Annotated in this window: 13 protein-coding genes and 2 pseudogenes; 9 read left to right on the top strand and 6 right to left on the bottom strand. The window is 69.5% G+C overall.

Annotation, left to right across the window (positions count from 1 at the left end; all coding sequences use genetic code 11):
- The 6 genes and pseudogenes from KUTG_RS31335 to KUTG_RS31310 form a co-directional block, all read left to right on the top strand.
- The coding region (locus KUTG_RS31335; RefSeq protein ID WP_052395614.1) for a DUF3558 domain-containing protein at positions 1–513 on the top strand (513 nt) is incomplete at its 5' end.
- A 120-nt stretch (positions 514–633) separates the two neighbouring features.
- Positions 634–996, top strand: coding sequence for a hypothetical protein (locus tag KUTG_RS31330; protein ID WP_043721864.1), 363 nt, complete (start codon positions 634–636; stop codon positions 994–996).
- Positions 996–1,559: a PPE domain-containing protein gene (locus KUTG_RS31325; RefSeq protein ID WP_052395613.1), complete on the top strand. Its 564-nt coding sequence runs from the start codon at positions 996–998 to the stop codon at positions 1,557–1,559. Before KUTG_RS31330 ends, KUTG_RS31325 begins: the two co-directional genes overlap by 1 nt.
- Positions 1,560–1,561: 2 nt before the next feature.
- On the top strand, positions 1,562–2,335 hold the full coding sequence (locus tag KUTG_RS31320; protein WP_232241052.1) for an ESX secretion-associated protein EspG: 774 nt from the start codon (positions 1,562–1,564) through the stop codon (positions 2,333–2,335).
- A gap of 56 nt (positions 2,336–2,391) precedes the next feature.
- Positions 2,392–2,643 carry a type II toxin-antitoxin system Phd/YefM family antitoxin gene (locus KUTG_RS31315; RefSeq protein ID WP_043721861.1) on the top strand — a complete coding sequence of 84 codons (252 nt, stop codon included), beginning with the start codon at positions 2,392–2,394 and terminating at the stop codon, positions 2,641–2,643.
- A pseudogene (locus KUTG_RS31310) lies at positions 2,640–2,902 on the top strand (Txe/YoeB family addiction module toxin). Before KUTG_RS31315 ends, KUTG_RS31310 begins: the two are co-directional and overlap by 4 nt.
- Positions 2,903–2,962: 60 nt before the next feature.
- Here KUTG_RS31310 and KUTG_RS31305 read toward each other — a convergent pair.
- Positions 2,963–4,659 (bottom strand): annotated as a pseudogene (locus KUTG_RS31305) (glycerol-3-phosphate dehydrogenase/oxidase).
- A 238-nt stretch (positions 4,660–4,897) separates the two neighbouring features.
- On the opposite strand from KUTG_RS31305, the gene KUTG_RS31300 reads away from it, so the two are divergent.
- Complete coding sequence (locus tag KUTG_RS31300) at positions 4,898–5,644, top strand: MIP/aquaporin family protein (RefSeq protein WP_084580002.1); 747 nt, start codon at positions 4,898–4,900, stop codon at positions 5,642–5,644.
- Between the two features lie 31 nt (positions 5,645–5,675).
- Positions 5,676–7,178 carry a glycerol kinase GlpK gene (glpK, locus tag KUTG_RS31295; RefSeq protein WP_043731252.1) on the top strand — a complete coding sequence of 501 codons (1,503 nt, stop codon included), beginning with the start codon at positions 5,676–5,678 and terminating at the stop codon, positions 7,176–7,178.
- A gap of 49 nt (positions 7,179–7,227) precedes the next feature.
- Here glpK and KUTG_RS31290 read toward each other — a convergent pair whose 3' ends face one another.
- The 3 genes from KUTG_RS31290 to KUTG_RS31280 all read right to left on the bottom strand — a co-directional run bounded on the left by KUTG_RS31290 (position 7,228) and on the right by KUTG_RS31280 (position 10,249).
- Positions 7,228–7,836: a class F sortase gene (locus KUTG_RS31290; RefSeq protein ID WP_043731250.1), complete on the bottom strand. Its 609-nt coding sequence runs from the start codon at positions 7,834–7,836 to the stop codon at positions 7,228–7,230.
- 153 nt (positions 7,837–7,989) lie between these two features.
- Positions 7,990–8,736 (bottom strand): hypothetical protein, encoded by a 747-nt coding sequence (locus KUTG_RS54090; RefSeq protein WP_052395612.1) that lies wholly within the window; start codon positions 8,734–8,736, stop codon positions 7,990–7,992.
- Positions 8,737–8,845: 109 nt separating this feature from the next.
- Complete coding sequence (locus KUTG_RS31280; RefSeq protein WP_043721859.1) at positions 8,846–10,249, bottom strand: NAD(P)H-quinone dehydrogenase; 1,404 nt, start codon at positions 10,247–10,249, stop codon at positions 8,846–8,848.
- Between the two features lie 108 nt (positions 10,250–10,357).
- Between KUTG_RS31280 and KUTG_RS31275 the strand changes: the two genes are divergently transcribed.
- Positions 10,358–10,807: a gamma-glutamylcyclotransferase family protein gene (locus KUTG_RS31275; protein ID WP_043721856.1), complete on the top strand. Its 450-nt coding sequence runs from the start codon at positions 10,358–10,360 to the stop codon at positions 10,805–10,807.
- A gap of 44 nt (positions 10,808–10,851) precedes the next feature.
- Here KUTG_RS31275 and KUTG_RS31270 read toward each other — a convergent pair whose 3' ends face one another.
- Together KUTG_RS31270 and KUTG_RS31265 are read right to left on the bottom strand one after the other, a co-directional pair.
- On the bottom strand, positions 10,852–11,751 hold the full coding sequence (locus tag KUTG_RS31270) for an endonuclease domain-containing protein (RefSeq protein WP_232241048.1): 900 nt from the start codon (positions 11,749–11,751) through the stop codon (positions 10,852–10,854).
- A 128-nt stretch (positions 11,752–11,879) separates the two neighbouring features.
- Positions 11,880–12,277 (bottom strand): M20/M25/M40 family metallo-hydrolase (locus KUTG_RS31265; protein WP_043721853.1); only part of this gene is annotated, 398 nt, incomplete at its 5' end.

Below are 12,277 nucleotides of genomic sequence, written 5' to 3'. Positions count from 1 at the left end.
ACCAGACGCAGTCCTCGGGCGCCACCCGCGCAGACCCACCACGACGACAACCAGCCTCACGCTGCCGCCGCGTCCGCGGGAGATTCGCTGGACAAGGTCAACCCGTGCACCATCCTGACCAAGGACCAGCGGGCGCAGCTGAGCCTGGACACCACGCCCGCCCCGTACAACGACACCGAGCTCAAGGCACGGGCGTGCACCATGCGGGGGACCTACAGCGGCCAGGTCGCGCGGCTCGCGCTGGTCACCGAAGAGGGCGCCGAGCTGTGGATCTCCGACGAGGCCCAGAACACCGCCAAGGTGACCACCGTCGTCGGCTTCCCCGCGCTGGAGATCCGCACCCCCGGCTTGGACACGCTCTGTAACGTCGAGGTGGACGTGGCCAAGGGTGAATTCCTCGACGTGCTCTTCCGCGACGGCGGCAGCGCCACCCCGCTCACCCAAGATGATCTTTGTCTTGGCGCGCAACGGGTCGCGGAGGCGGCCATGGCCAGCCTGTCCGGCGGCCACTGATGGCGGATTGACAGGCCCGGCGGGGTGGATGTCACCCTGACCACTGCCCACCGTCACACAGTGTCGCTAGGATGCGCTGGGTCGCTAGAGTGTGCTGGCGCCGACACCCGGAGGTCACTCGTGCCGCAGCGGACCACGACCCCCGACCCGGCCGCGGTCGCCGCCGGCGGGTTCCGGGTGGACCCGGCAGCCATGCCCGCCCTGCGCCGGACGTTCACCGCCGCGCTGGTGAAGCTGGACAAGCAGATCGAGATGGCCGTCTCCGACGTGCGGATCCGGCCCTGGGCCGGCGACCCCGTCAGCCAGCAGGCCGCCGACGACATCAACGACCACACCCTCGGCGTCGACTCCGCGCTCGACGCCCTGCTGCGCTACCAACGCCAGCTCAAGGGCGCACTGGACGCGTTGAGCGAGGTCGAGCAGGGCTATCACACCGTCGAGCAGGACAACACCCTGCTCATCCAGCAGCAGGGCGGCTGCTGATGCCGGCCGACGTCCGCTGGCGCGGCTACACGCACCAGGAGCTCTACGACGCCATCAACTCCGGGCCCGGCGCGGCCGCGTCCGCCCACCCGGCCGCGTGCTGGGGCGGGATCTCCGGCGCGCTGCACGAGATCAGCGGCGACCTGAGCGCCGCCATCGGCGCCACCGCCCAGCACTGGCACGGGGCCGCCTCCGACTCCGCGCTGCACGGCATCGCGCAGCTGGCCCGGTGGGCCGCCGACGCCCACACCAGCGCCGAATCCGTGCGCACCAGCACCGAAGCCCAGGCCGACTACGTCATGCGCGCGCGGGCCGACATGCCGATGCCGGTCAAGGCCCCCGACCCCGGGCCGTCCGGCTGGCTCGGGGACCTGGTGTCGCTGTTCGTCGGGCAGATCGACGCCGAGATCATCGAGTCCGCCCAGGACGCCGCCGCGACCAGGGCGTTCGAGGTGATGAGCACGTATGAGACCAACACCGCGGCCAACACCGCCTCGCTGCGGGCCTTCGACCCCGTGCCCGTCGTGACCGGTCCCGTCGTGCCGAGCCAGCGCGGGTACTGACTTTGCTCACCCTGTCCGAGCTGGAGTTCGACGTGCTCTGGGAGCACCTCCGGCTGGCCGAGATGCCGCTCGCGATCAAGGTCGCCTCCCCCGGCAAGACCCATGTCGAGCGCGAGGTCGTCGCCAAGGCCGTGTGGGACACCCTGGCCGAGCGTGGGCTGGTCGGCGGCGCCCTCGGCATCGATCAGGAGCTCGTCGACCTGCTCGGCCTGTTGGACGGTGCCGACTACGAACTGGACGCCCGGCTCTGGCTCGATGGCGGCGTGCGGGCCCTGATCGCCGCCAAGGGCCACGACGCCGTGCTGGCGCGGCTGTCCGACGGGCGCCTGACCTTGAGCCCCGTCGACATCGACGCGCTGCCCCGGGCCGCCCTGTCGCTGTTGCCCGAGCTGGCCGCCGGCCCCGGCCACTCCATCACCGTGCCCAGCGCCGAACTCGACGCCGCCGCCGCCGAAGCCGAGACCGCCGACGAGCTCGCGTGGATCCTCCGCGACCATGGCGTGTCCCCCGGCGAGGCCGACGAGCTCGCCGCCATGGTCGGCAACGTCCGTCGCCGCGGCCAGTTCGGCGCCGCCGCCCGCGACCGCTACGGTCGCCGCCACCGCCCCGACCGCGTCATCGGCTTCTTCGACACCCCGCGCGGCCGCTACGTCCAGCTCCGCCGAGCCAAACCCGGCGGCGTCGCCTGGAGCACCATCGCCCCCGCCGACGAGCGCCGCCTCGGCCAGCACATCACCGACCTCCTGAACGACGCCGTCCAGCTCACCTTCGGATGACCTGTGGCTTCGACCGACCAGCCACGTACAAGATTCCGGACCTGGGGAGGTGCCGTATGAGGACGATGAGCTATTCCGAGTCTCGCGCGAAATACGCCGAGACGCTCGACGCGGTGGTGAACGACCGCGAGGAAGTCGTGATCACCCGGGCCGGGCACGAGCCGGTGATGATCGTCTCGCTTGACGACTACCAGTCACTCAAGGAGACGGTCTATCTGCTGCGCAGCCCGGAGAACGCGCGGCGACTGATCACGGCCATCGAGCGTCTCGAATCAGGCGGCGGCGAACACCACGAGTTGGCCGAATGAAGCTGGTCTGGGACGAGCTGGCCTGGGCGGACTACGTCTTGCGGCAGTCCGAGGACCGCAAGATCCTCGACGCGTCAACGCTTTGATCAAGGACATCGAGCGGAACGGCAACGAAGGCATCGGCAAGCCCGAGGCGCTCAAGCACGGCTTCCAGCGTTACTGGTCGCGTCGGATCACTGACGAGCACCGGCTGGTCTACAAACTCGCGGGCGATGAGATCCGTATCGCCGCATGCCGCTACCACTACGAGCGGTCGTAGCCCCACATGCGCTTCCTATGTGGCATTCAGCGCCACATAGGAAGCGCATGTGGCGCCAAGTCAGCCCACCGGGTCCCGCAGGTCTCGCGCCTCGGGGGCGCTGATCCGCCTGGCGTCGGCGGCCTCGTCGTTGGGCTCGGACTGGGAGTCCCGCTCGGCCTGCACGCGGGCGGTCTTCACATACTTCCAACAAGACCGGGTACGAAGGACAGTAACTATTTGTTACGGTCAAAATCTCCGCACCATCTCATTCCACGACGCTAGCGAATAATTGTACAACGCGTCTCGATGGAGATGCGAGTCCGTCGGGTGAGGGCGTCCTCCAGGTGCAGCGCGCCCTCGTGCGAGGCGGCGTAGACGATCTCCACCTGGAGATAGTCGGGCGCGGCCGGCAGGGGGCGCAGCAGGTCGGGGTCGCCGTCGGCGACGGCCAGGACCTCGTGCACCATCGAGCCGTAGCGGTCGAGCAGGTGCCGCACGCGGTACGGGTGCAGCCCGTGCCGGGTGGCGAGCTGGTCGGCCTGGTTGACCAGGGCGTAGTAGCCGTCGGCCCCGAGCAGCGGCACCTTGTCGGTGATGGACGGCTGCAACCGTCCGGTCAGGTCGGCCCCGGCCGCGTCGACGGCGTCGGCGGCCATCACGCGGTACGTCGTGTACTTGCCGCCGGCGATGGCCACCAGACCGGGCGAGACCCGGGCGACGGCGTGCTCACGGGACAGCTTGGACGTGGACTCGTTCTCCCCGGCCAGCAGCGGCCGCAGGCCGGCGTACACGCCCTCGATGTCGTCGTGCGTGAGCGGCGTGGCCAGCACGGTGTTGACGTGGCCGAGGATGTAGTCGATGTCGGCCTTGGTGGCGGCCGGGTGCGCGAGGTCGAGGTTCCAGTCGGTGTCGGTGGTGCCGACGATCCAGTGGTTGCGCCACGGGATGACGAACAGCACGGACTTCTCGGTGCGCAGGATGAGGCCGGACTCGGCGACGATCCGGTCCCGCGGCACGACGATGTGCACGCCCTTGCTGGCCCGCACCCGGAACCGGCCGCGGCTGCCGGACAGGCGCTGCAGCTCGTCGGTCCACACGCCGGTGCAGTTGATCACGGCGTTGGCCTTGACCTCGGTCTCCCGCCCGTCCTCGGCGTCACGCACCTGCACGCCGGAGATGCGGTCGGCCTCCCGCAGGAAGCCGACGACCTGGGTGGAGGTCCGCACCACGGCCCCGTAGTGGGCGGCGGTGCGACCGACGGTCATGGTGTGGCGGGCGTCGTCGGCCTGCGCGTCGTAGTAGCGGATGCCGCCGATCAGCGCGGACCGCTTCAGCGCCGGGAACATGCGCAGCGCGCCGGCCCTGGTCAGGTGCTTCTGCCCCGGCACCGAGCTGGCGCCGCCCATGGTGTCGTACATCAGCAGGCCGGCCGCGGTGTACGGGCGCTCCCAGACGCGATGGCTGAGCGGGTAGAGAAAACTGACCGGCTTGACCAGGTGCGGGGCGATCCGGGTGAGCATCAGCTCCCGCTCACGCAGCGCCTCGCGCACCAGGCCGAACTCCAGCTGCTCCAGGTAGCGCAGGCCGCCGTGGAACAGCTTGCTGGACCGGCTGGACGTGCCTGACGCCAGGTCACGGGCCTCGACCAGCGCCACCCGCAGGCCGCGGGTGGCCGCGTCGAGCGCGGTGCCCACGCCGACCACACCACCGCCGATCACCACGACGTCGAAGGTCTCCGAACCCAGGCGCTGCCAGTCACGTTCCCGTTCCGGCACACCGAGCCGGCCGGTCTCGGCCGAGCCGCGTGTCGGGGTCTGCGAGGCTGCTGCTGGTTTCCGGGTGGCCACGCCACTCGCCTCCCGCCTGTTGACTGCCTGGGTTCCGACGGATCATCACGCTACCGGCTGCGAGCCTCCGGCGGGCAGTGGAGCCGTCCAGCCATGGACAGGGCCGGTACCCCTCAGTAACGTCCGGACTCCCGTTCCAACGGCGTCGACGGGCGTGGAGGTGTGTATGGGCTATGGCGCGATCTTCGTCTGGGAGACGATCGGCACCGCGCTGCTGATCCTGTTGGGCACCGGTGTGGTGGCCAACGCGGTGCTGAAGAACACCAACGGCAACAACGGCGGCACGTTGTTCATCAACGTCGGCTGGGGTTTCGCGGTGTTCACCGGCGCGAGTGTCGCCAATCCGAGTGGTGCTCACCTGAATCCGGCGGTGACCCTCGGACTGGCCATCGCCAAGAAGGTCAGCTGGGACAAGGTCCCCTTCTACTTCGCCGGCGAGATGGCCGGCGCCATCATCGGCGCGATGCTGTGCTGGGCGACCTACAAGCTCCAGTTCGACAAGCACGACGAGCCGCAGAACACGCTGGGCATCTTCTCCACCGCGCCGCGCATCCCCGGCGTGCTGTGGAACCTGGTCACCGAGATCATCGGCACCTTCGTGCTGCTGATCTGGATCCTGGAGAGCCCGACGGTCAAGGCCGGCAGCGACGGCGTCCCGCAGTTCGGCAACTCGGCGCTGGGCTACGCCGGCGTCGCCTTCGTGGTGCTGGTCATCGGCACCTCGCTCGGCGGCCCGACCGGCTACGCCATCAACCCCGCCCGCGACCTGGGCCCGCGCCTGGCGTACGCGTTCCTGATGCCGATCAAGGGCAAGGGCGACGGCAACTGGGGCTACTCCTGGGTGCCGGTCGTCGGCCCGCTGGTCGGCGGCTCGCTCGCGGCGCTGCTCGCGCTGGTCCTGCCCGCTTCCTGACGTCTCGCGACAGTCCGTGAAAGGCGAATTCATGTCCTCCTATGTGGCCGCCATCGACCAGGGCACGACGTCCACCCGCTGCATGATCTTCGACCACTCGGGCCGGGTGGTCGCGGTCGACCAGAAGGAGCACCGGCAGATCTTCCCCAAGGCCGGCTGGGTCGAGCACGACCCGGAAGAGGTGTGGGCCAACACCAGAGAGGTCGCCGCCGGCGCCGTGGCCAAGGCCGACCTGCACGTCACCGACATCGCCGCGGTCGGCATCACCAACCAGCGCGAGACCGCCGTGGTGTGGGACCGGACCACCGGCAAGCCCGTGTACAACGCCATCGTCTGGCAGGACACCCGGACCCAGGCCATCGTCGACGCGCTGGCCGGCGACGTCGGGGCCGACCGGTACAAGGCCAAGGTCGGCCTGCCGCTGGCCACCTACTTCTCCGGGCCCAAGATCCGCTGGATCCTCGACAACGTCGAGGGCGCCCGGGCCAAGGCCGAGGCCGGCGACCTGATCTTCGGCAACATGGACACCTGGGTGCTGTGGAACATGACCGGCGGCGTCGACGGCGGCGTGCACGTCACCGACCCGACCAACGCCTCCCGGACCATGCTGATGGACCTGGAGACCCTGGCCTGGGACACCTCGATCGCCGCCGACATGGGCATCCCGCTGTCGATGCTGCCGGAGATCCGCTCCTCGTCCGAGGAGTACGGCCACGTCCGCGAGCGCGGGGCCCTGGCCGGCGTGCCCATCGCCGGCATCCTCGGCGACCAGCAGGCCGCCACCTTCGGGCAGGCCTGCCTGTCCCCCGGCGAGGCCAAGAACACCTACGGCACCGGCAACTTCGTGCTGCTCAACACCGGCACCGAGAAGGTGCTCAGCGAGAACGGGCTGCTCACCACCGTCTGCTACAAGATCGGCTCCAACGACACGGTGTACGCGCTGGAGGGCTCCATCGCCGTCACGGGCTCGCTGGTGCAGTGGATCCGCGACAACCTCGGCATGATCAGCACCGCCGCCGAGATCGAGGAGCACGCCCGTTCCGTCGAGGACAACGGCGGCTGTTACTTCGTGCCCGCCTTCTCGGGGCTGTTCGCCCCGTACTGGCGCTCCGACGCCCGCGGCGCCATCGTCGGCCTCACCCGCTTCGTCAACCGAGGCCACCTCGCCCGTGCTGTGCTGGAGGCCACCGCCTTCCAGACGCGTGAGGTCATCGACGCCATGAACGCCGACTCCGGCGTGCCCCTGACGTCGTTGAAGGTCGACGGCGGCATGGTCGTCAACGAGCTGCTCATGCAGTTCCAGTCCGACATCCTCGGCGTCCCGGTCATCCGCCCCGTCGTCGCCGAGACCACCGCCCTGGGCGCCGCCTACGCCGCCGGCCTGGCCGTCGGCTTCTGGAAGAGCGAGGACGACATCCGGCAGAACTGGGCCAAGGACAAGGAGTGGACCCCGTCCATGGACGAGGACCGCCGCGCCTCGGAGTACGCCAACTGGAAGAAGGCCGTCACCAAGACCTTCGACTGGGTGGAGTGACAGCACAAAGGGGCCGGTCCTTCAGGACCGGCCCCTTTGTGGTTGCCGCTCAGGCCTTGTCCAGCGTCGCGAACACGATGATGTTGTCCACGTAGCTGTGGGCCTTGGTGTCGAATGCCCCGCCGCAGGTGATGACCCGCAGGTCGGCGGTGGAGGTGTCGCCGTAGACGGCGTCGGTGGGGAAGGCGTCCTTGCTGTCCTTCTCCACCTTCTGCACGGTGAAGTGGGCCGTGCTGCCGTCCTGGCGGCCGACGGTGATCTTGTCGCCGGCGGCCAGCTCGTGCAGGCGGAAGAAGATGCCGGCCTGCTTGTTGCCGTCGACGTGGCCGAGGATGACCGCCGGGCCGATCTCGCCCGGCGTGGGGCCGAGCTTGTACCAGCCGGCCTGCATCGGGGCGCTGACCGGCGGCACCTCGACGGTCTTGTCGGGGTTGAGCCCCAGCTGGACCAGCGAGGAATGCGCGCCGATCTTGGGGATGTCCACCGACACCGGGGTCGAGGCCGCCATCGACGGCGACGCGGGGGCCTCCGAGCTGGTGGCGCCGATCGAGGTCGTGACCTGCGTAGGCGCAGGTCCGGCCGCCGGCGGCTGGGCGCCGCAGCCGGCCGTGAGCAGGCCCGCGAGAAGCAGCAGGCCGACGAGTGTCTTCTTCACCATCACTCCTGATGTTGGTCGCGCCGCCGTGGATTTCGTGCACCCCTGCAAAACGAAAGCCGCGACGGCGCGACCGGTGATGGGCTAGCCATCACCGACCGGACGTAAACCGGCCCTGGGCAGGTTGCCTGACAGGCGGAAATTTTGCTCGGGATGTCACACGAACAGCGTCGCCGCGCCGCCGCCACCGGTCTGCGGGGCGCCGACCGGCTTCACGACGGCCTTGCCCGGCACCTTGAAGGTGGTGCTGACGGTCTTGTCGCCGCAGGTCATCGTCAGCTTGTAGGCGCCGGCCACGATGCCGGGCTTGAGCTTCGCGGGGGCGGAGACGTTCGCGGCCATGTCGGCCGGCGACACGTACTGGAGGGCGCCGAACGTCAGGGCCGAGGACGAGAACGTGGCCTTGCCGTCCAGGCAGACGCCATAAGCCACGTTGGCCTCGTTGAACTGGTAGATGTTCGTGCGGCCGGGCAGCGCCGGAGTGTCGGCGTTGAGCTGCACGGTCGGGTCCTCGTACGCGGGCGGGGCCGGCGTGGTGGTGGTCGTGGTCGACGCGGCCGGCACCGTGAAGCTGGCCGAGCCCGAGCCGTTCTCGCAGTCCACCGACAGCGAGTAGGCGCCGGGCGCGACGCCCGGCTTCACCGTCGCGGTCGCCGACATGGTGATGTAGAAGTGGTTGGACTGGTTGTAGTGATAATCGCTGAACGTCAGCTCCGACGACACGAAGTGGCCCTCGCCCGGGCAGTGGCCGGACGCCGTGTTGGCGCCGGTGAGCTGGTAGACGTTCGTGGTCGCGCCGTCGTTGAGCTGCGTCACCGAGTAGTCGGTGGCGAAGGCCGCCGGCGCGACGGCGAGCAGAGCGGTGGCGGCGACAGCGCCGCCGATGATGGTCTTGACAAACATGGCTGGGATCCCCCCGTGCTTTCCGACTCGAACGACAACAAGACGTCGCCCCATCGGGTCTAGTTGCCCCTGACCTGGGGCAACCTTTTCGGGGTTTCCAGCGTTGCGCTCAGTCCAGGTCGTCGTGCCGCATCAGCTGGCGGCCGGCGTCGGTGATCGAGCCCGACAGCGACGGGTACACCGAGAACGTGTGGGCCAGGTGCTCGACGGTGAGCTGGTTCTGCACGGCCAGCGCGATCGGCAGGATCAGCTCGCTGGCCGACGGGGCCACCACCACGCCGCCGATGACCACGCCGGTCGCCGGGCGGCAGAACAGCTTCACGAAGCCCCGCCGCAGGCCCTCCATCTTGGCCCGCGGGTTGGTGGCCAGCGGCAGCATGATCGTGCGGGCCGGCACCTCGCCCGAGTCGATCGCCTGCTGGCTGATGCCGACGGTGGCGATCTCCGGGTTGGTGAACACGTTCGCGGCCACGGTCTTGAGGCGGATCGGCTGCACGCCCTCGCCCAGCGCGTGCCACATGGCGATGCGGCCCTGCATGGCGGCCACCGAGGCCAGCATCAGCACGCCGGTGCAGTCGCCGGCCGCGTACACGCCGCTGACCGAGGTGCGGGACACCCGGTCGACCGGGATGAAGCCGCCCTTGCCGGCGTCGATGCCGATCCGGTCCAGGCCGATGTCGGCGGTGTTGGGCACGGAGCCGACTGTCATCAGGGCGTGGCTTCCCTCGACCGTGCGACCGTCCTCCAGGTAGACCTTGACGCCCTTCTCGGTGCGCTCCACCCGGGAGGCGCGGCCGTGCTTGGCCATCTCGCTGCCGCGCTCGGTGAACACGTCCTCCAGCACGGCCGCCGCGTCGGCGTCCTCGTGCGGCAGCACGCGGTCCCGGCTGGACACCAGCGTGACCTTGACGCCGATCTCGGTGTAGGCCGACGCGAACTCGGCTCCGGTGACGCCGGAGCCGATGACGATCAGGTGCTCGGGCAGCTCGGTGAGGTCGTAGATCTGCCGCCAGTCCAGGATGCGCTCGCCGTCGGGCACCGCGCCCGGCAGCACTCGCGGCGTGGCGCCGGTGGCGATCAACACCACATCGGCCGGCAGCACCTCGGTGCCGCCGTCGGCAGTGTGGGCGATGACACGGTGCTGGGCCAGGCCCGTCGCGTCGTCGCAGAAGCGGGCGGTGCCGGTGATGATGCGCACGCCCTCGCGCTGGAGCTTGGCCCGCACGTCCGCGGACTGGGCCAGCGCCAGGCCCTTCACCCGTCCGTGCACGACCGGGACGTCCACGGCCGCTTCCGAGTTCTCGGTGCGTATGCCCAGCTCACCGGCGTTGCGGAAGGCGGAGCGGGCGCCGGCGGAGGCGATGTAGGTCTTGGACGGCACGCAGTCGTAGAGCACGCAGGCGCCGCCGAGGCCGTCCCGCTCGACCACGGTCACGTCGGCCCCGTGCGGCGCGGCGACCAGCGCCGCCTCGTAGCCGGCCGGGCCACCGCCCATGATCACGATCCGGGTCACCGGGTTCCTCCAAGCAGACCTGTACGCGGGCGTCTAGAACTTACATCCTCACGCGCCGAGTGCTCGGCGTCCCGACTCCTGATCACATCGGTCGCTAGGCTGTCAGTCGTGCCGCTCTACGCCGCGTACGGCTCCAACATGGATCCGAACCAGATGATGGAGCGAGCCCCGCATTCCCCGATGGCGGGGACCGGGTGGCTCGCCGGTTGGCGCCTGTCGTTCGGCGGCGAGGATCTCGGCTGGGAGGGCTCGCTGGCGACCATCGTCGAGGAGCCCGACTCGCAGGTCTTCGTCGTCCTCTACGACGTCAGCCCCCGTGACGAGGCCCGCCTGGATCGGTGGGAGGGCTCGCTCGGCCTGTACAAGAAGATCAGGCTGCGGGCCCAGACCCTTGAGGGCACCGTCGTCGCCTGGCTCTACGTCCTCGACGCCTACGAGGGCGGCCTGCCCTCCGCCCGCTACCTCGGCGTGGTGGCCGACGCCGCCGAAGCCGCCGGCGCCCCCGACGACTACGTCAACGACCTGAGAACAAAACCCTGCCGAGGCATAACCGGCTAACCCACCCCCGCGAGTCACGCTCTCGGGCACACCGAATGTAGGTTTCAGGCAGTCAGCCTGCGGGCCTGCAATGCCTCGCGCACCGCGCTGACCAGCCGCGACGGGGCCATGAGGTCGTCGATCGTGGCATGAATGACGATCCAGCCCCGAGCGGCGAGGTCTTCGTCGCGCCGGCGGTCCTGATCATGACGCTCGGCGTGCGCCGCATAGCCGTCGTATTCGACAGCGATCCGAAACTCTGGCCAGGCGAAGTCGAGGCGGTAGAGCTCGCGGCCATCGATCGTGGTGATCGAATGCTGTGGGGTCGGCACGGGCAGCTCACGGTCATAGAACATCAGCAGCAGCTGGCTCTCGAAGGGTGATTCCGGCAATCCGGTCGCCAGATCGAACATCACCCGCGCCTGTCTGGTGCCTCGAATATCAGCGCGGGCGCTGATCGCCCGGAGCACGGCATCGCGAAACCCCGGCCGCTGCGCGGCGGGCAGGCCGGCCAGCATTTGATCGGCGCAGGCCAGCGCGGTCGGACGGCGCGCGCGGCACAGCAGATCGGCCAGGACCTGTTCAGGGGCGAGCAGCCGCAGTCCATCGATTTCTGCGATGTCATCCTCGGTGAAGGTCCCGTTGTGCACCACAACACCCGGAGCCCGCTCAATGCGCCGCGCATAGGGCACCAGAATGTCGATCGGCGCGAAATCAGCAGCGGTGCAGCCATACATTCGGGCTGCGGTGTGTCTGGTCAGCACGGCACGTTCGCCGGCGAGCAGCAGTGCGGCAGCGGCACGCGTGCGCAGTTGAGTTGTCACTTCCCGACGCAACAGCACCTGTCGGTGGAAGGTGACCAGTTGGCCCTGCCTGACCGCGGTGCGGATCGCGTGGCGGCCGAAGGCGGCGATGAGGTCACACCGCCGGTAGGCACCGTGGAGTCCGTTCGGTAGCTCAATCATGGATCCACGGTGCCCCCGGCAGCGCTGTGCCCGGAAGCCCATTCCACAGACTGTGGATAACTCCCGCAAACTGTGGATAACTGCCCGAAACCTACATTCGGTGTGCCTGAGAGCGTGACTCGCGGGGGTTAGGCGAGGGCGGTTAGGGCTGCGTGGACCATTACGCGGACGCCTACCAGGAGGGCGCGTTCGTCCAGGATGAAGGTGGGTTGGTGGAGGTCGTACTGGCGGTCCTGGCCGGACCAGACGCCGAGGCGGGCGAAGGAGCCGGAGATGTGCTCCAGGTACCAGCCGAAGTCCTCGCCGCCGGACGACTGCTCGGTGCCGGCCAGGGCGTCCTCGCCCAGGGCGGCCTCGATGCCGGCGCGCAGCACCGCGGTGCTCTCGGCGTCGTTGACCACCGGCGGCACACCCCGGCGGTGCTCCAGCTCGAAGCCGACGCCGGTGGGCCACAGCAGGGACTGCACGAGGTCCTTGACCAGCGGCTCCAGCTCGTTCCACACGTGGTGGTCGCCGGTACGCAGGG

It is taken from the genome of Kutzneria sp. 744 (genome assembly GCF_000568255.1).
Lineage (GTDB): Bacteria > Actinomycetota > Actinomycetes > Mycobacteriales > Pseudonocardiaceae > Kutzneria.
The sequence above is the reverse complement of the archived record's forward strand: the minus strand, read 5'-3'. Positions and strand labels throughout refer to the sequence as shown.

What these genes read in the sequence shown, in the direction of transcription:
- KUTG_RS31290 (WP_043731250.1), bottom strand. Translation starts at nt 7,836, where the DNA reads ATGGTGAAGAAGACACTCGTCGGCCTGCTGCTTCTCGCGGGCCTGCTC.
- KUTG_RS31325 (WP_052395613.1), top strand. Translation starts at nt 996, where the DNA reads ATGCCGGCCGACGTCCGCTGGCGCGGCTACACGCACCAGGAGCTCTAC.
- KUTG_RS31300 (WP_084580002.1), top strand. Translation starts at nt 4,898, where the DNA reads ATGGGCTATGGCGCGATCTTCGTCTGGGAGACGATCGGCACCGCGCTG.
- KUTG_RS54090 (WP_052395612.1), bottom strand. Translation starts at nt 8,736, where the DNA reads ATGTTTGTCAAGACCATCATCGGCGGCGCTGTCGCCGCCACCGCTCTG.
- KUTG_RS31315 (WP_043721861.1), top strand. Translation starts at nt 2,392, where the DNA reads ATGAGGACGATGAGCTATTCCGAGTCTCGCGCGAAATACGCCGAGACG.
- glpK (WP_043731252.1), top strand. Translation starts at nt 5,676, where the DNA reads ATGTCCTCCTATGTGGCCGCCATCGACCAGGGCACGACGTCCACCCGC.
- KUTG_RS31270 (WP_232241048.1), bottom strand. Translation starts at nt 11,751, where the DNA reads ATGATTGAGCTACCGAACGGACTCCACGGTGCCTACCGGCGGTGTGAC.